Genomic DNA, 17,285 nt, shown 5'->3' with positions numbered 1-17,285 from the left:
TCGCCGACGAGACAAGTCCGGTCAGCGCCCGCCCGGCGGAGTACCCTCGAGACGTGATCGAAGACATCAAGAAGCGCGCGCTGCACCGCACCAGCATTCTCGAGGGGCAGATGCGCGGGGTCGCGCGGATGATCGAGAACGAGGAGTACTGCATGGACATCATCACGCAGTCCCGCGCGATCCAGCGCTCGCTGGAATCCCTCAACCGCCTGCTGCTGGAGAACCACCTGCGCACGCACGTCACCCACATGTTCGAAGAGGGCGGCGAGGAGCGCGACAAGGCCGTGCTCGAACTACTGAAGGCGTTCGACTTCGATCGGAAGTAGCTCTTCCGGTCAGCGGTCGTATCCCCAGCGGAGGCCGAGTGCGCCGGGCCCGAAGTCGCGGCGCGACTGGTGGATCGACGCGCGCGGCCGGATGGGGCGATCGACCATATCCGCCTCGGGGTCCGTCTTCTCCAGCTCGTCGATCCAGTCGGGGATCGCATCCGGGTGGAACCGCGTCCAGAGGACCAGGTCTCTGATCGGCCGCACGACGAACGCTCCCGTATCGACTTGTGCGGTGTGCGCGTCGTGGCGGTCCATCGTGACCGCGATCATCGTCGTCGCGCCGAGGACGAGGGGCTGGTCCAGCTGCAGCACGTAGGCGTACACGTGCTGACTCTCATGAAGATGGTCGCGGACCACCCGCGCCCCGCGGACGGAGAGCTCAGGGCGCAGCAGAGTGCCTTCGGCGGAGACCAGGGTGTACGTCACGAGGTCGACCGTCGGTGCGACGGCCTGGATCAGGCTCTGGGCCGTGCGGTGGTGGATCACGCCGTCGGCGCCGACATCGGACACGACGTGCGTCGACAGCTCCCGCGTGATGTCCAGCGGAGGCGCGTCGAGGAGCTCCAGGGTCTCGTCGAGCGCCTCGAGCACCAGGGCTTCGGTGAACGGGTTGTGCGGGTTGTGCAGCGTGCCCAACCGCAACCGCTCCGGAATGAGGCTGGAGAGCGCACCCGGCGCGATGCCGAGCAAGCGCTCGATGTCTTCGACGGCCGCGAGCGAAGCAGTCCCTTCCGGGGATCGCTCGCCGGAGCGCCAGTAGCTCAGCGTCGCGATCGACACGGGGTTGGCGTGGGCGACGAGTCGCCGCTGCAACCACGACAAGGTGACGCCGCTGGCGGTCAGCGCCGCGGCGAAGACGCCGCTGAAAGACGCGGGCGTCTGGGGACCCTCGACTGTCATCCCTCCTCCTCCCGGTACGATAGCGCTCGCAGCGGGAGATGTCAGCGGTCGAAGCCCCACCGCACCCCGAGGATGCCCGGACCGAAATCCCTTCGCGACTGATGGACCGACTCCTGCGGCCGCAGCGGTCGGGCGATCAGCTCGGAGTCGGCGGACACACGTTCGATCTCGTCGATCCAGTCGGGCAGGGCGTCGCGATGGAAACGCGTCCAGACGACGAGGTCGCGGATGGGGCGCATCACGAAAGCGCCGGTCTCGTCCTCGAGTGGCCGCTCGACGGAGGATGAGGGCGGCGGTGCAGCCGTCACCTCGAGCATCGTGGTTCCGCCGATCACCAGTGGCGTGTCCAGCTGCAGCACGCAGGCGTAGACGTGCCCGCTGGGGTGGAGATGATCACGCACGAGAGTCGCCCCGCGCAGGGCGAAGTCCGGACGGTCGATCGTGACGTCGGCGGACATCAGCGAATAAGTGACCTCGTGGACGAACGGTGCGACGGCCTGCACCAGGATCTGCGATCGACGGCTCCGCAGCACTCCGTTCTCGTCGACCTCCGACACGATGTGAGCGGAGAGGTCTCTGGTCACATCGATGGGCGGGGCGTCGAGCAACGCCAGCGTCTCTTCGGCGGCCTCCGCGACCTGCGTCTCGGTGAACGGGTTCCGCGCCGGTGCGAGGGGGCCGAGGCGGGTGCGGGTGTTGATCAGATTCAGCAGCGATCCCGCGTCGAGACCCAGCAGATGCTCGATGTCCTCCAGAGCAGCCAGCGAACGCGAGCCCTCCGGGTGTCGTTCGCCCGAACGCCAGTAGCTGAGCGTCGCGACCGAGATCGGATTCGCTCGTTCGGTGAGCGTGCGGTGCAGCCACGACAACGACACGCCCCGCGCGGTGATCGCGCCGGAGAATGCTTCGGCGAACGCGCTCCGGCGTTCCGTCTTCCTGTCGCTCATGGGGCCTCCGGGCGACACCGTATCGCCGGGAGGAGTCACACCCGTGGAGTCACCCGATATGCTGCGTCGCGCTCACGGCTTCGTCGGCGACGGCGAGTGCGCGGTCGATCGTGGTGAGCCCGCGCACCAGCTCTTCCTCGGAGATCACGAGCGGCGGCGCCACGTGCACGCGGTTGAAGTGCGTGAACGGCCAGACGCCGCTCTTCTTGGCAGCGGCGGCGAAGGCGGCCATGGGGGCGGCATCCGCGCCCGAGGCGTTGAAGGGCACCAGTGGTTCGCGTGTCTCCTTGTCGCGCACCAGCTCGATCGCCCAGAACAGACCGCGTCCGCGCACCTCGCCGACGCTCGGATGCGTGTCGATCCACGAGCGCAGCGTCGGCTCGACGATGCGCTCGCCGAGGTCGCGGACGCGCTCGAGGATGCCGTCGCGGCGGAACACCTCGAACGTGGCCACACCGGCGGCGCACGCCAGCGGGTGGCCCGAGTAGGTGAGTCCGCCTCCGAAGGGCATCGTGTCGAACACCTGGGCGATGCGGTCGGAGATGACGACACCACCCAGTGGCACGTAGCCGGAGTTCACGCCCTTCGCGAAGGTGATGAGGTCGGGACGACCGTCGAACGCGTCGATGCCGAACCACTCGCCGAGGCGGCCGAATCCGACCATGACCTCGTCGGCGATGTAGACGATGCCGTGGCGGTCGCAGAGCTCGCGCACGCCGAGCAGGTAACCGGGCGGCGGTACGAGCACGCCGTTCGTGCCGACGACGGTCTCGATGATGATCGCGGCGATCGTCTTCGGACCCTCGAGCTCGATCGTCTGCTCGAGGTGTGCCAGCGCGCGCTCGGTCTCCTGCTCGGCGGTCTCGGAGTGGAACGGCGAACGGTACAGGTAGGGGCCGAAGAACCGCACTGCACCGGAGTCGCTCGTATCGGTGGCCCACCGGCGCGGGTCTCCGGTGAGCGTGATCGCCGTGCCGGTCGACCCGTGATAGCTGCGGTACATCGACAGCACCTTGTGCCGGCCGGTCGACTGCCGGGCCAGGCGCACGGCGTATTCGTTCGCCTCGGCGCCGCCGTTCGTGAAGAACACCTTCTCGAGGCCCTCGGGTGCGACGTCCGAGATGAGGCGGGCGAGCTCGCCGCGGACATCGTTGGCCACCGACGGCTGGATGGTCGCCAGCCGACCCGCCTGCCGCTGGATCGCCGAGACGAGATCCGGATGCTGGTGCCCCAGGTTCAGATTCACGAGCTGGCTCGAGAAGTCGAGGTAGGCGTTGCCGGCGTAGTCCCAGAACGTGGAACCCTGACCGGCGGCGACAGGCAGCGGGTCGATCAGCGCCTGCGCGCTCCAGGAGTGGAAGACGTGGCCGCGGTCGTCTGCCCGCACCTGCGCTTCCGCGTCGGGGGCAGGAAGGGCGTGTTCGACGCCGTGGCGGTCGGTGAAGGTCGTCATCGTGATGTCCGATCAGTGGTTGCTCGGGAAGCCCAGGTCGATCTGTGAGGGCGTGTGGTCGGGCCAGCGGGTGGTGACGACCTTGGAACGAGTGTAGAAGTGCACGGACTCCGGACCGTAGATGTGCGAGTCGCCGAAGAGCGAGGCCTTCCAGCCGCCGAACGAGTATGCGCCGATCGGCACCGGGATCGGCACGTTGACGCCGACCATCCCGACCTCGATGTCGAACTCGTACTGGCGTGCCGTACCCCCGTCGCGCGTGAAGATCGCCGTGCCGTTGCCATACGCGTTGGCGTTCACGAGCGCGACGGCCTCCGTGTAGGTCTCCACCCGGACGACGGAGAGCACCGGACCGAAGATCTCGTCGTCGTACACCTTCATGCCCGGTGCCACCTCGTCGATCAGGCTGACCCCCAGGAAGAACCCTGCGGAGTCGAACTGCTTCGCGGTGCCGTCGACGACGACCTTCGCTCCTTCGGCCGCCGCGCCGGTCACGTACGAGGCGACGCGGTCGCGGTGCTCCCGCGTGATGAGCGGACCCATCTCGCTCGCGGCATCCGTCCCGGCGCCGATGCTCAGCCCGTCGATGCGGCCGGCGATCGCGGCGACCAGGTCGTCGGCGATGTCGCCCACGGCGACCAGGACCGAGACAGCCATGCAGCGCTCGCCGGCGGAGCCATAGGCGGCGGAGATCGCCGCGTCCGCGGCGCCGTCGATGTCGGCATCCGGCATGACGACCATGTGGTTCTTCGCTCCGCCCAGGGCCTGGACGCGCTTGCCCGCGGCGGACGCACGCTGGTAGATCGAGCGGGCGATGGGCGTGGAACCGACGAAGCTGATCGCGTTCACGCGGTCGGATTCGAGCAATGCGTCCACGGCCTCCTTGTCGCCGTTGACGACATTGAGCACGCCGTCGGGAAGCCCCGCCTCCTGGAACAGCTTCGCGATCCAGACCGCGGCGGACGGATCCTTCTCGCTGGGTTTGAGCACCACCGTGTTGCCGCAGGCGATCGCGGAGGCGACCATCCAGAGCGGGACCATGACGGGGAAGTTGAAGGGCGTGATCGCCGCGACCACTCCGACCGGCTGCTTCACCGAGTGCACGTCGACACCCCGGGCGACCTGCTCGCTGTGCTCGCCCTTGAGAAGGTGCACGAGCCCCGCGGCGAACTCGACGTTCTCGATGCCGCGCGACACCTCGCCCGCGGCATCCGACAGTACTTTGCCGTGCTCGGACGTCACGATCGCCGCGAGCTCGGGGGTGCGCTCCTTGAGAAGCTGGCGCAGACGGAAGAACACATCGGCCCGCTTGATCAGGCTCGTCGCCCGCCACGCGGGGAGGGCGGCGGCAGCCGCCGCGACGGCGGCGTCGACCTCGTCCGCGGACGCGAATGCGACGTGCTTCGTCACCTCTCCCGTCGCCGGATCGAAGACCTGCCCGGTGCGGGCGGACGAGGCGGTCTCGACCCCGTTGATGATGTGACGGACGATGTCCACGATGCTCCTCTACGGTCGTGATGGCGCACTCGAACACTTTGCCTGGGTTCGATACGCTGAGATTCTTCAATGATCACAGAGCGAGAAGGAGGAACAGGGTGTCAGATCGTCGGGACATCGAGGCGAATCGAACAGATCGTCCGGGTCGTGGGCGCGACACCCTGCTCACGGTCGGTGATGTGCTGGAGATGCCGGCGATGCGAGTGGGAGCGCCGGAGGTGCTCGTCGGCGGGCACGCCTTGGACGCCGAAGTGCGTTGGGCGCACGTGTCGGACAGCGCGGGCGTCGCCCGGCTGCTGGACGGCGGCGAACTGCTCCTCAGCACCGGCGCAGGGTGGCCGAGCGCCGCCGATGCGCTGGGCGAGTTCGCGCGCGGCCTGCACGAGGTCGGGATCGCCGGGATCGTCCTGGAATTGGGGAGCGCCTACGACCACGTCCCTGAGCCCCTGATTGCGGCGTGCGCCGATCTGGGGCTCGCGGTCGTCGCGCTGAAGGACGAGGTCAAGTTCGTCGCGGTCACCGAAGCGGTGCATCGCGCGCTGATCGCGGCACAGACCGAGGCATTGCACGAGCGTCAGCGACTGCACGAGCTCTTCACCGCGCTCAGTCTGCGCGGCGCCCCCGCTGACGTCGTGGTCTCCGAGACGGCGCGGGCACTCGGGGCTCCCGTGGTGCTGGAGAACCTGGCGTACGAGGTCATCGCACAGGAAGGACTGCGGATGCCGGTGGCAGAGGTTCTCGCGCTCCGGGGCAGTCCCGCCGTGGAGCGCGTCCCGGTGCAGGCGCGCGGTGTGCGGTGGGGGACGCTCGTCGCGCTCGAGGGGCCGGCCCACCCCGCCGGAAGGCGGACCGTGCTGGAGCAGGGGGCCACCGCCCTGGCGTTCGGCTGCCTCGCCGACGGTGGCGACGCGGAATGGAGCGTGCTCGCGCAGCGGAACATCATCGACGACCTGCTCGGTGCACGATTCGCCAGTACGGGTGACATCGCGGCCCGTCTCGAGAGCAGCGGCTTCCTGCTCACCGGTCGCCGGTGTCATGGGATCGTGATCCGGGGTGCCGGGTCGAGCGCGGAACTGCACACGCGAGCGCAGCGAGCCGGCGGCGCAGTCGTCACCGCGCGCGTCGACGACGACGATGTCGTGCTGTTGTCGCTGCCGGCATCCGCCGTTCTCACCGATCGGATGGCGACGGCACTCGCCGGAGCGGATCGGACGGTCTTCGTCGGACCCGAGGCCGATGGCCTCCGAGGACTCCTCGCCTCCCTGCGGGCCGCACGCGATCTCGCCGCGACCGGAAGCGCCGGCGGCGGGCGGGTGCGCCGCGTCGATGAGCGTCCGCTCGGGCGTCTGGTCACGGCGTTGCGTGACGACCACCGCCTGCACGAGCACAGCGAGCGGATGCTGGCGCCGCTCGTCCGTCATGACCACGAACGCGGCGGCGATCTGCTCGACGTCCTGGCCGCTCTCGTGGCGCACCCCGGCAACCGATCGGCCGCGGCCGTCGCGAGCCACCTCTCGCGCTCGGTCTTCTATCAGCGAATCGCGCTCATCGGCGATCTGCTCGAAGTCGATCTCGAAGACGGCGAGGCGCTCGCCGCACTGCACCTCGCCCTGCTCGCGAGGCGACGGACGACGAACCCCCGCTGAGGAGTCGGCGTCGTCAGAGCACCGACTGCGCGCGGGTCAGCACGTCACGGAGGATCTGTTCGATCTCGCGGAACTCTGCGGGGCCCACGGTGAGCGGCGGAGCGAGCTGGATGACGGGATCGCCGCGGTCGTCCGCCCGGCAGTAGAGACCTGCCTCGAACAGGGCGGGGGAGAGGAATCCGCGCAGCAGACGCTCGGACTCGGCGTCGTCGAACGTCTGCTTCGACGCCTTGTCCTTCACCAGCTCGATGCCGAAGAAGTATCCGTCACCGCGCACGTCTCCGACCAGCGGGAGGTCGAGCAGCTTCTCGAGCTCGGCCCGGAACAGGGGAGAGTTCTCCCGTACCCGTGCGTTGAGTCCTTCCTCGTCGAAGATGGCGAGGTTCTCGAGCGCCACGGCGGCCGACACAGGATGACCGCCGAACGTGTACCCGTGCGGGAATGAGACGTCACCGTGCGAGAACGGCTCGTAGATGCGGTCGCTGATGATGGTGGCGCCGATCGGGGAGTATCCGCTGGTCATGCCCTTCGCGCAGGTGATCATGTCGGGCACAAAGCCGAGCCCCGTGCACGCGAAGGTGTGTCCCAGTCGTCCGAATGCGCAGATGACCTCATCCGAGACGAGCAGCACATCGTGACGGTCGCAGATCTCGCGCACGCGCGCGAAGTAGCCGGGAGGAGGCGGGAAGCAGCCGCCGGAGTTCTGCACCGGCTCGAGGAACACCGCGGCGACGGTGTCCGCTCCCTCGAACAGGATCATCTCCTCGATGCGGTCGGCGGCCCACCGGCCGAAGGCCTCGAGGTCGTCGGCGGGTGCACCCATCTCAGCCGCGCGGTAGAAGTTCGTGTTCGGCACCCGGAACCCACCGGGCGCGACCGGTTCGAACATCGACTTCATCGCGGGGATGCCGGTGATCGCCAGAGCTCCATGCGGGGTGCCGTGGTACGCGACCGCGCGGGAGATCACCTTGTGCTTGGTGGGCTTCCCCTGCAGCTTCCAGTAGTGCTTCGCGAGCTTCAGGGCCGTTTCGACCGCTTCTCCGCCGCCGGTCGAGAAGAACACCCGGTTGAGGTCGCCGGGCGCTTCGTCGGCCAGCCGGTCTGCGAGCTCGATCGCCGACGGATGCGCATACGACCAGAGCGGGAAGAAGGCCAGCTCCGACGCCTGGGCGGCCGCAGCCTCGGCCAGCCGTCGACGTCCGTGCCCGGCGTTCACGACGAACAGGCCGGACAGCCCATCGAAGTAGTCCTTGCCCGAAGAGTCCCAGATGCGATGCCCGTCGCCCTTGACGATGATCGGTACGCCGGCCCCATCCATCGTGGACTGCCGGGTGAAGTGCATCCAGAGGTGGTCCTTCGCCATCGCCTGCAGCTCCGCCTCGGAGGGGATGGTGCGTGACGCGCTCATCTGGTCCCCCAGTTGTAGAGCTGCTTCTGCAGCTTGGCGTAGATGAAGGTCTCGGTGGACACGACGCCGTCGATGGGGCGGATAGCGTCGTTGATCAGCGCCAGGAGCTGATCGTCGTCCTCGCAGACCGCCTCGGCGAGAATGTCGAACGCGCCGACCGTGATCACGACGTAGTCGATCGCCTCGACAGCGGCGATGGCCTCGGCCACCTTGCGCGCGTCTCCGGCCACGCGGATGCCGATCATCGCCTGCCGATGGAACCCGAGCTGCATCGGATCGGTCACCGCGACGATCTGCATCACGCCGGACTCGGTGAGCCGCTGCACGCGCTGGCGCACCGCGGCCTCGCTCAGGCCGACGACGCGGCCGATGTCGGAGTACGAGCGGCGCCCGTCCTCCTGCAGCAATTCGATGATGGTCTTCGCGACCGCATCGAGTGTCGGATGCTTCCTCACGGAGCTCATGGTGCGATCTTCGCACTAGGAGCGTCCTTCGGCAACCGATTCCGCTGCCGCAGGTGAGGCTCGCCCCTGATATCGGCAGGTTGAGTGGTCAGGGCTCGAGCGGGCCCAACCACGCGCTCGCCGCGGTCGCGTGCGCGGACTCCGGATCCGACGGATGGAAGGCTCCGGCCAGCACATCGCGATACAGCCGCGACAGCTCGTTGCTCGAGAAGTACGATCCGCCACCGGCGACCAGCATCGCCTGGTCGACGACCTGCTTCGCCATCGTGATGGCGCGGTGCTTGACACCGGAGAGCAGCGAGAACCACTGCGCCCCGTTGTCGACGCGCTCGTCGACATCGCGCGCCAGAGCGGCGATCTGCGGCGGGAGCGCATCGTACGCAAGGGCCATGTCGGCGATCCGCCACCGGATGTCGGGGTCCTGGCTGTAGGTGGCACCGGTCTTCTTCGAACGCCGGGTGCCTGCGGTCAGCACGGCCAGTTCGAGCGCACGCCGAGCGATGCCGGTGTAGACCGATGCGAGCAGGATCTCGAACACCGAGAAGATGCCGAAGACGATCGGGTCGGGGTTGGGGCCGGGATCGATGCGACGCACCACGTGTGCGGCATCCGCCACCGCACCGTTCAGTCGGGTCGTCCTACTCTGCGTCGCACGCATGCCGAGCGTGTCCCAGTCGTCGCCCGTGACGACGGCATCCGTGCGCTCGATGAAGGCGAAGACCAGTTTCGGCCCATCGGCGCTCGTGGTGTCCAGCCCGTGCAGGCCGAGGCGGGTCCACACCGGGGCCAGGGACGTGAAGATCTTGGTCCCGGTGAAGGCGTAGCCGCCGGCGCCGTCGGGCACAGCGTCGGTGTCGCTGCCGAACAGCACCAGGTCGTTGCCGCCCTCGCTGATGCCGAACGCGAAGACCTCGCCGGCGACGGCGCCGTCCTGCACGAACTCCAGTCCGGGCACGCCACGGTCGGAGAACACTTTCGCGACGCCGGTCCAGACGAGGTGCATGTTGATCGCGAGGGCCGTCGCCGGGGCCGCTCCCGCGAGTCGCTGCTGCAGGATCGCCGCCTCGGCGAGCGAGAGCCCGGCGCCGCCGCGCTCGGCGGGCACCAGGATCGAGAGGTAGCCGGCATCGCGCAGCTCGTCGAGATCCTTCTGCGGGAAGGTGTTCTCCCGGTCGTGGATGGGCGCGCGCTCGCGGATCCGCTCGAGCAGGTCGTCGGGAAGGAAAGCCGCCGGGTCGAACTGACTCATGAGAGTGCCTCCAGGAGCTGGCGGACCGATTCGTCCGGCTTGTCACGGTGCAGCGAGTGACCCGCGCCCTCGACGATCGACATCGTGATCCGCGGATTGCCGGCCAGCACCTCGGCGGCGACCGTGCCGGTGAAGATGCTGTAGACCGCGGGGTCGGCGCCGATCACGTGGGTGGGAACGTTCAGCTGCGCCGCCGCTGCGCGCACATCCCAGGGCTGGTTCTGCACGCTGGTCTGCTCGACGGCCCAGGCGCTCGCGCGCAGCACGGCGTCGACCTTCAGCTCCTGATCCTGCGGGTGCCAGTGCGGATGCTCCTGCTGCACGACCTCGAGACGTGTGTCGGCGAACGCGCGCTCCTGGCTCCGCCGGACGATCCCCGCGTCCCGATCGCCGATGTGGATCGCCGGGTCGATGAGGACGAGACGCCGGGTCCACCCGGGATCGGATGCTGCGGCGGCCGTGCTGGCCGCGCCGCCCAGCGAGTGTCCGATGACCGCATCCCAGCCGCCGCCGCCCGCGGGTGTCGTCGCCGCGAGGTCCGCGCCGTACGCGGCCACCGTGTAGTCCAGGGCGCGAGGGGCATCGCCGTGGCCGCGCAGATCGACAGCGGTGGCATGCCACTCGGCATCCGCGAGCGCATCGCCGAGCCGCCACATCAGCGCCGCGGACGAGCCCAGTCCATGCACGAGGAGGGCGCGGCGAGCGGCCGAGGGGTCGCCCCAGGCGAGGCGGGGCAGCGTGAGCGGTGCAGGCATGCCCCCAGCCTAGAACTCAGTCGAGGGGAGGGAGGTCGGCGGCGATCCGGAGCACACGCGCCGCCGCGGCGTGTCCTGCGGAGAGCCGATCGGCCAGGTCCGCGCCGTCGAGGGTCGCGGCGAGGAAGCCCGAGGCGAAGGCGTCTCCGGCGCCGACCGGCTCGACGACGTCGACCACGGGTGCCGGCACGAAGACCGGTTCGTCGGAGCCGGCGAAAGCGGTCGCGCCGACATCCCCGTCCTTGACGACGAGCAGGCCGCAGTGCGGAAGGTGCGCGCGGATCTCGGCCGGCGTCGCGGTGCCCCAGATGCGCTCGGCCTCGTCGCGGCCGACGAAGGTGATGTCGGCGGCGTCCGCGAGCCGCGCGAGGGTCGATGCTGCTTCTTCCGCGCTCCAGAGCGCGCGTCGGTCGTTCACGTCGAACGACACCACCGCGCCGACCCCTCGTGCGTCGGCGAAGAGCTGGTCGACCATCCGCAGACAGCTCTCGGAGAGCGCGGGGGTGATTCCGGTGGTGTGCACGATGCGCACACCCTCGAGCTGGGCGGGGGAGAGGAAGCCGGCATCCATCCGAGAGGCCGCCGACCCCTTGCGGTAGTAGTAGACGGCAGAGGATTCGACGCCAGGGTCCTTGAACATCACGCCGGTGGGAGCGTCGCCGTCGCGTTCGACCCAGAGCTCGACCTTCCGGCGCCCCATCTCCGATGCGATGCGCGTTCCGATCGGATCGTCGCCGAGCCGCGATGCCCACGCGGCCCGGTGGCCGTAGGACACGAGTCCCACCGCGACGTTCGCCTCGGCTCCGGCGAGGGTGATGGTGGCCGTGTCGGCCGCGGCGAGGCCGGCGCCGGTCGGAGTGATCAGCGCCATCGACTCGCCGATGCAGACGACCTCGGGAGCCGTCGAGTGCGGGGGGATGCTCATGAAGGGGTGACCGCCAGGGGTTCGGTATCGGGATGGGGACTGGCGTCGCGATGACGCAGATCAGGGAAGGAACGGACGAATACGACGGCGACGATGAGTCCGACGGCGGCGAACAGGGCTGCGGCGAAATAGGCGCCGCGCCAGTCGCCGACGTCGACGAGGAAGCCCGCGACGGCGGATCCGGCGGCGGCACCGATGAGCTGACCGGTGCCCGCCCAGCCGAACGCCTCGGCCGTCTCGCTGAACTTGACGCTGGCCGAGGTGATCGCGAACAGCACCGCGAGGGCCGGGGCGATGCCGATGCCCGCGAGCACCAGGGTGCCGCCGAGCCAGAACACGTTGAGCATCACCATCGTGAGACCCAGGCCCACCGTGACGATCAGCAGCCGCCGAGCCATCGCCCAGGGGCCGATCGGGATGTGCCCGAAGGCCAGACCGCCCGCCAGACTGCCCACGGCGAACACCGCGAGCACGAGTCCGGCCGTCAGGCTCCCGTGTTCGAACGTCGCGACGACGCCGACCTCGACGGCCGCGCAGGCGCCGATCAGGAGGAAGCCGATCACGGTCGCCAGCAGGACCGGCGGCTTGAGCACGACCTTTCCCAGCGCGTTGCGGCTGCGGGGGATGCGCACGCGGCCGACCTCGGGGGAGAGGATGAACCAGGCTCCGCCGCCGACGAGGATGACCGCCACGAGGAGCAGTCCCTCCACTGTGCCGATCTGGGTCGACACGAGCGTGATCAGGACGGGGGCGAGAATCCAGATGATCTCCTGCAGCGACGCGTCGAGGGAGAACAGCGGCGTGAGCTGCGAGGAGTTGACCAGCTTCGGGTAGATGGTGCGCACGGCGGCCTGGATCGGAGGCGTGGAGAGGCCGGCGATCATGCCGAGCACCATGTAGCCGGGCACGTTGAGGGGGAGGAGGGCGAGACCGAGCACGGCGATCACGCAGACCGCGAGTGTCAGGGTGATCACCCGGCGCATGCCCCAGACACCCATCCAGCGGCTCGTGATCGGCCCGGCGACGGCCTGCCCCACGCTCGTCGCGGCGAGGACGAGCCCGGCCGCCCCGTAGGAGCCCGTCTGCTGCTCGACGTGCAGCAGGATGGCGAGCGATGACATGCCGTTGGGGAAGCGCGCGGTCAACTGAGCGGCCATCATGCGCGCCACTCCCGGCGTGCGAAGAAGATCCCGGTATCCCGCCACCTGACAACGGTAGCGGGCGCGGACGACGGCCGTCGAGATGGCTCACGATGCGACACGCCGACGACACGCCGAACGACGATTTCCACAGGCATTCGGATGTCGGAAGCCCCGCGTAGCGTGCCACCTGTGGATGGATCTCTCACAGGCGCCTCCCAGCCGCGATTTCTCGCGGGTCGAGGGAGTCGTCAGAGGGTGCCGGCCTGTGGAAGAAACGGTGGAGAACCTGTGTTGTAGATGGGGAGAGCGGTGGAAAACTACACGGATGTAACTACTACCCCTTGTGGTCGCCCCCAATGTCGGTACCCATATGTAGTATTGAACTCCCGGCGGGGGCACTGCCGGAAAATCTGAGATTTGAGGGGATGACAATGTCGATCACGGTCTATACCAAGCCGTCTTGCGTTCAGTGCAATGCGACCTACCGTGCGCTGGATGCCAAGGGCATCGAGTACGAGATCCACGACCTGTCGGAAGACCCGACGGCGCTGGAGCAGGTCAAGGCGCTGGGCTACATGCAGGCGCCGGTCGTCGTCACCGACGAAGACCACTGGTCGGGCTTCCGTCCCGACAAGATCGCTGAGCTCGCGACCCGCCTGGCCTGACCAGCCATGAGCGCCGCCGTCGCGACCGCCGCGCCGCTCCTGGTCTACTTCTCCAGCGTGTCCGGAAACACGGCACGCTTCGTTGAAAAGCTCGGGCTCCCCGCCCGACGCATCCCGCTCCACCGGCAAGAAGGCGATCTCGTCATCGACGAACCCTTCGTTCTGGTCACCCCCACCTACGGCGGGGGCGAGGGGCGCGGCGTCGAACGCGGGGCCGTGCCCAAGCAGGTGATCCGGTTCCTCAACGACGAGGCCAACCGGCGTCACATCCGCGGAGTCATCTCCGCGGGCAACACGAACTTCGGCGATTCCTTCTGTCTCGCCGGTGACATCATCAGCCGCAAGTGTCAGGTGCCTCACTTGTATCGGCTCGAAATCTTCGGCACACCAGACGATGTTGATCGCGTGAGCGACGGATTGGAACGACGTTGGACAGCGCAGTTGAAGAGCAGACAGTGACCGAGCAGGCGGCATTCAAGATCAACGCGGCATATGAGGGCATGGACTACCACGCGCTCAACGCGATGCTGAACCTGTACGACGCGAACGGCAAGATCCAGTTCGACGCCGACAAGCGTGCCGCGCGGGAGTACTTCCTGCAGCACGTGAACCAGAACACCGTGTTCTTCCACTCGCTCAAGGAGCGGCTGGACTACCTCGTGGAGAAGGAGTACTACGAGGGCGCGGTCATCGAGAAGTACTCGTTCGACTTCATCCAGAAGCTCAACGACCGTGCCTACTCGAAGAAGTTCCGCTTCGAGACGTTCCTCGGTGCCTTCAAGTACTACACGAGCTACACGCTGAAGACGTTCGACGGCAAGCGCTACCTCGAGCGCTTCGAGGACCGCGTCGTGATGACCGCCCTCGGCCTCGCGGACGGCGACGAGAAGCTCGCCGTGGCCCTCGTCGACGAGATCATCTCCGGACGATTCCAGCCCGCCACCCCGACGTTCCTCAACGCCGGCAAGGCGCAGCGCGGCGAGCTCGTCAGCTGCTTCCTGCTGCGCATCGAAGACAACATGGAGTCGATCGCCCGCGGCATCAACTCCGCGCTGCAGCTCTCGAAGCGCGGCGGCGGCGTCGCCCTGCTGCTGTCGAACATCCGCGAAGCGGGTGCGCCGATCAAGCAGATCGAGAACCAGTCCTCCGGCATCATCCCCGTGATGAAGCTGCTCGAAGACAGCTTCAGCTACGCCAACCAGCTGGGTGCCCGTCAGGGCGCGGGAGCGGTGTACCTCAACGCGCACCACCCCGACATCATGCGGTTCCTCGACACCAAGCGCGAGAACGCCGACGAGAAGATCCGCATCAAGACGCTGTCGCTCGGTGTCGTCGTGCCGGACATCACGTTCGAGCTCGCCAAGAACGACGAGGACATGTACCTGTTCTCGCCGTACGACGTCGAGAAGGTCTACGGGGTTCCGTTCGGCGACATCTCCGTCACCGAGAAGTACCGCGAGATGGTCGACAACCCGCGCATCAAGAAGACGAAGATCAACGCGCGCGAGTTCTTCCAGACCGTCGCCGAGATCCAGTTCGAGTCCGGCTACCCGTACGTCATGTTCGAAGACACGGTGAACAAGGCCAACCCGATCAAGGGTCGGATCAACATGTCGAACCTCTGCAGCGAGATCCTGCAGGTCAACACCCCGACGACGTACAACGACGACCTGTCGTACGACAACATCGGCAAGGACATCTCCTGCAACCTCGGCTCGATGAACATCGCGCTGTCGATGGACGCCGACGACCTCGGTCAGACCGTCGAGACCGCGATCCGCGCACTCACCGCGGTCAGCGACCAGAGCCACATCGGCTCTGTGCGTTCGATCGAAGACGGCAACGACCGCTCGCACGCGATCGGCCTCGGCCAGATGAACCTGCACGGCTACCTCGCTCGCGAGCATGTCTTCTACGGTTCGGCGGAGGGCATCGACTTCACGAACATCTACTTCTACACGGTCCTGTTCCACGCGCTGCGCGCATCGAACAACCTCGCGATCGAGCGGAAGACCACGTTCGACGGCTTCGAGGACTCGACCTACGCGAGCGGCACGTTCTTCGACAAGTACATCGAGCGCGCCTGGGTTCCCGAGACCGAGAAGGTCAAGGAGCTCTTCGCGGGCAAGCACATCCCGACGCAGGAGGACTGGGCGGCGCTGAAGGCGTCGATCCAGGAGCACGGCATCTACAACCAGAACCTGCAGGCGGTGCCGCCGACCGGCTCGATCTCGTACATCAACAACTCGACGTCGTCGATCCACCCGATCGCGTCGAAGATCGAGATCCGCAAGGAAGGCAAGCTCGGCCGCGTCTACTACCCGGCGGCGTTCATGTCGAACGACAACCTGGAGTACTACCAGGACGCGTACGAGATCGGCTACGAGAAGGTCATCGACACGTACGCGGCCGCCACGCAGCACGTCGATCAGGGCCTGTCGCTGACGCTGTTCTTCAAGGACACCGCCACCACGCGCGACATCAACAAGGCGCAGATCTACGCATGGCGCAAGGGCATCAAGACGATCTACTACATCCGCCTGCGTCAGATGGCGCTCGAGGGCACCGACATGGCCGAGTGCGTCTCGTGCATGCTCTGAGCCGCCGTCCTTCCTGAACACGAGAAACGACAAGACATGACTTCCTCACCGCTCAAGCTGGTCGACCACGTCCAGGCGATCAACTGGAACCGCATCCAGGACGATAAGGACGTCGAGGTGTGGAACCGCCTCGTCAACAACTTCTGGCTGCCCGAGAAGATCCCGCTGTCCAACGACATCCAGTCGTGGAACACGCTGACGCCCGACGAGCAGCTGCTCACGATGCGCGTCTTCACGGGGCTCACGCTGCTCGACACGGTGCAGGCCACCGTGGGTGCGGTCTCGCTCATCCCCGACGCGATCACCCCGCACGAGGAGGCCGTCTACACGAACATCGCGTTCATGGAGTCGGTGCACGCCAAGAGCTACTCCTCGATCTTCTCGACGCTCGCGTCGACGAAGGAGATCGACGAGGCGTTCCGCTGGTCGGTCGAGAACCCGAACCTGCAGAAGAAGGCGCAGATCGTCACGGAGTACTACCGCGGTGACGACCCGCTCAAGCGCAAGATCGCGTCGACGCTGCTCGAGAGCTTCCTGTTCTACTCGGGCTTCTACCTGCCGATGCACTGGTCGAGCCGGGCGAAGCTCACGAACACGGCCGACCTGATCCGTCTCATCATCCGCGATGAGGCCGTGCACGGGTACTACATCGGGTACAAGTTCCAGCGAGGGCTCGAGACTCTCGACCAGGCGCGCAAGGACGAGCTCAAGGACTACACGTTCTCGCTGCTCTACGAGCTGTACGACAACGAGGTGCAGTACACGCAGGACCTCTACGACGGCGTCGGTCTGACCGAAGACGTCAAGAAGTTCCTGCACTACAACGCCAACAAGGCGCTGATGAACCTCGGCTACGAGGCCATGTTCCCGTCGTCGGTCACGGACGTGAACCCGGCGATCCTGTCGGCGCTCTCGCCCAACGCCGACGAGAACCATGACTTCTTCAGCGGTTCGGGTTCCTCGTACGTCATCGGCAAGGCGGAGGCCACGGAAGACGACGACTGGGACTTCTGAGAGAGCAACTCTCTGAATCCCAGCGAAACAACTGGCGAGAGGCCCGGATCCGCGAAATCGCGGTTCGGGCCTCTTTTGCGCCCTCGTCGAAATGCGGACTCGCGCGCCGGCGCAACGCGTAGCGCGGTGGAGGTGAGTGCGAGAGGTTGGTGCGGATGGTGATCGTAAGCACGAAGGAGCAGTCCCGAGTATCCCGGTGCCGCCTGCAGCAGCTGCGGGGCGCCTTGCGATCATGACGGCGCCGTCGAGTACAGGACAAAGCAGACGTACGGCGAGTGTCTCGCCGACAGC

At 67.3% G+C, this 17,285-nt stretch carries 16 protein-coding genes; 6 read left to right on the top strand and 10 right to left on the bottom strand.

The features are described 5' to 3' along the window. Positions 1–53 precede the first annotated feature (53 nt). On the top strand, positions 54–326 hold the full coding sequence (locus tag V5D55_RS19745) for a metal-sensitive transcriptional regulator (RefSeq protein WP_247631279.1): 273 nt from the start codon (positions 54–56) through the stop codon (positions 324–326). A 9-nt stretch (positions 327–335) separates the two neighbouring features. Here the strand turns inward: V5D55_RS19745 and V5D55_RS19740 are convergent, their stop codons facing one another. The 4 genes from V5D55_RS19740 to V5D55_RS19725 are packed head-to-tail and all read right to left on the bottom strand — an operon-like array spanning position 336 to position 5,126. Further along, positions 336–1,229, bottom strand: coding sequence for a hypothetical protein (locus V5D55_RS19740; protein WP_435746400.1), 894 nt, complete (start codon positions 1,227–1,229; stop codon positions 336–338). Positions 1,230–1,270: 41 nt separating this feature from the next. Next, a complete protein-coding gene (locus V5D55_RS19735) occupies positions 1,271–2,176 on the bottom strand; it encodes a hypothetical protein (RefSeq protein WP_435746398.1) in 906 nt (301 codons plus the stop codon). A 49-nt stretch (positions 2,177–2,225) separates the two neighbouring features. Next, positions 2,226–3,629 (bottom strand): aspartate aminotransferase family protein, encoded by a 1,404-nt coding sequence (locus V5D55_RS19730; RefSeq protein ID WP_435746396.1) that lies wholly within the window; start codon positions 3,627–3,629, stop codon positions 2,226–2,228. Positions 3,630–3,641: 12 nt separating this feature from the next. Beyond that, positions 3,642–5,126 (bottom strand): CoA-acylating methylmalonate-semialdehyde dehydrogenase, encoded by a 1,485-nt coding sequence (locus tag V5D55_RS19725; protein WP_435746394.1) that lies wholly within the window; start codon positions 5,124–5,126, stop codon positions 3,642–3,644. Between the two features lie 98 nt (positions 5,127–5,224). Between V5D55_RS19725 and V5D55_RS19720 the strand changes: the two genes are divergently transcribed. Further along, positions 5,225–6,772 carry a PucR family transcriptional regulator gene (locus tag V5D55_RS19720; protein ID WP_435746392.1) on the top strand — a complete coding sequence of 516 codons (1,548 nt, stop codon included), beginning with the start codon at positions 5,225–5,227 and terminating at the stop codon, positions 6,770–6,772. A 13-nt stretch (positions 6,773–6,785) separates the two neighbouring features. On the opposite strand, the gene V5D55_RS19715 is transcribed toward V5D55_RS19720, so the two are convergent. From V5D55_RS19715 to V5D55_RS19690, 6 genes are all read right to left on the bottom strand, one after another. After that, entirely contained in the window at positions 6,786–8,180 is a 1,395-nt protein-coding gene (locus V5D55_RS19715; RefSeq protein WP_435746390.1) for an aspartate aminotransferase family protein, read from the bottom strand. Continuing rightward, complete coding sequence (locus tag V5D55_RS19710) at positions 8,177–8,644, bottom strand: Lrp/AsnC family transcriptional regulator (protein ID WP_435746388.1); 468 nt, start codon at positions 8,642–8,644, stop codon at positions 8,177–8,179. Before V5D55_RS19710 ends, V5D55_RS19715 begins: the two co-directional genes overlap by 4 nt. An 88-nt stretch (positions 8,645–8,732) precedes the next feature. Then, positions 8,733–9,893 (bottom strand): acyl-CoA dehydrogenase family protein, encoded by a 1,161-nt coding sequence (locus tag V5D55_RS19705; protein WP_435746386.1) that lies wholly within the window; start codon positions 9,891–9,893, stop codon positions 8,733–8,735. Then, a complete protein-coding gene (locus V5D55_RS19700) occupies positions 9,890–10,648 on the bottom strand; it encodes an alpha/beta fold hydrolase (RefSeq protein ID WP_435746384.1) in 759 nt (252 codons plus the stop codon). The genes V5D55_RS19705 and V5D55_RS19700 overlap by 4 nt, the downstream gene beginning before the upstream one ends. 16 nt (positions 10,649–10,664) lie before the next feature. Further along, positions 10,665–11,573 (bottom strand): sugar kinase, encoded by a 909-nt coding sequence (locus V5D55_RS19695; RefSeq protein ID WP_435746382.1) that lies wholly within the window; start codon positions 11,571–11,573, stop codon positions 10,665–10,667. Then, a complete protein-coding gene (locus V5D55_RS19690) occupies positions 11,570–12,778 on the bottom strand; it encodes an MFS transporter (RefSeq protein WP_435746380.1) in 1,209 nt (402 codons plus the stop codon). Before V5D55_RS19690 ends, V5D55_RS19695 begins: the two co-directional genes overlap by 4 nt. Positions 12,779–13,146: 368 nt before the next feature. On the opposite strand from V5D55_RS19690, the gene nrdH reads away from it, so the two are divergent. From nrdH to nrdF, 4 genes are read left to right on the top strand one after another with little or no spacing between them, the layout of a single operon-like run. Further along, positions 13,147–13,380 carry a glutaredoxin-like protein NrdH gene (gene nrdH, locus V5D55_RS19685; protein WP_046012882.1) on the top strand — a complete coding sequence of 78 codons (234 nt, stop codon included), beginning with the start codon at positions 13,147–13,149 and terminating at the stop codon, positions 13,378–13,380. Between the two features lie 6 nt (positions 13,381–13,386). Beyond that, the gene (gene nrdI, locus V5D55_RS19680) at positions 13,387–13,839 is read left to right on the top strand and encodes a class Ib ribonucleoside-diphosphate reductase assembly flavoprotein NrdI (RefSeq protein ID WP_435746378.1); all 453 of its coding nucleotides are present in this window, start codon (positions 13,387–13,389) and stop codon (positions 13,837–13,839) included. Positions 13,840–13,880: 41 nt separating this feature from the next. After that, a complete protein-coding gene (nrdE, locus tag V5D55_RS19675; RefSeq protein ID WP_435749350.1) occupies positions 13,881–15,980 on the top strand; it encodes a class 1b ribonucleoside-diphosphate reductase subunit alpha in 2,100 nt (699 codons plus the stop codon). Positions 15,981–16,016: 36 nt separating this feature from the next. Continuing rightward, positions 16,017–16,994, top strand: coding sequence for a class 1b ribonucleoside-diphosphate reductase subunit beta (gene nrdF, locus V5D55_RS19670; protein ID WP_435746376.1), 978 nt, complete (start codon positions 16,017–16,019; stop codon positions 16,992–16,994). Positions 16,995–17,285: the final 291 nt, after the last annotated feature.

Origin of the sequence: Microbacterium sp. PMB16, assembly GCF_051294855.1 — a bacterium.
GTDB lineage: Bacteria > Actinomycetota > Actinomycetes > Actinomycetales > Microbacteriaceae > Microbacterium.
This window is presented reverse-complemented; position numbering and strand designations above follow the sequence as displayed.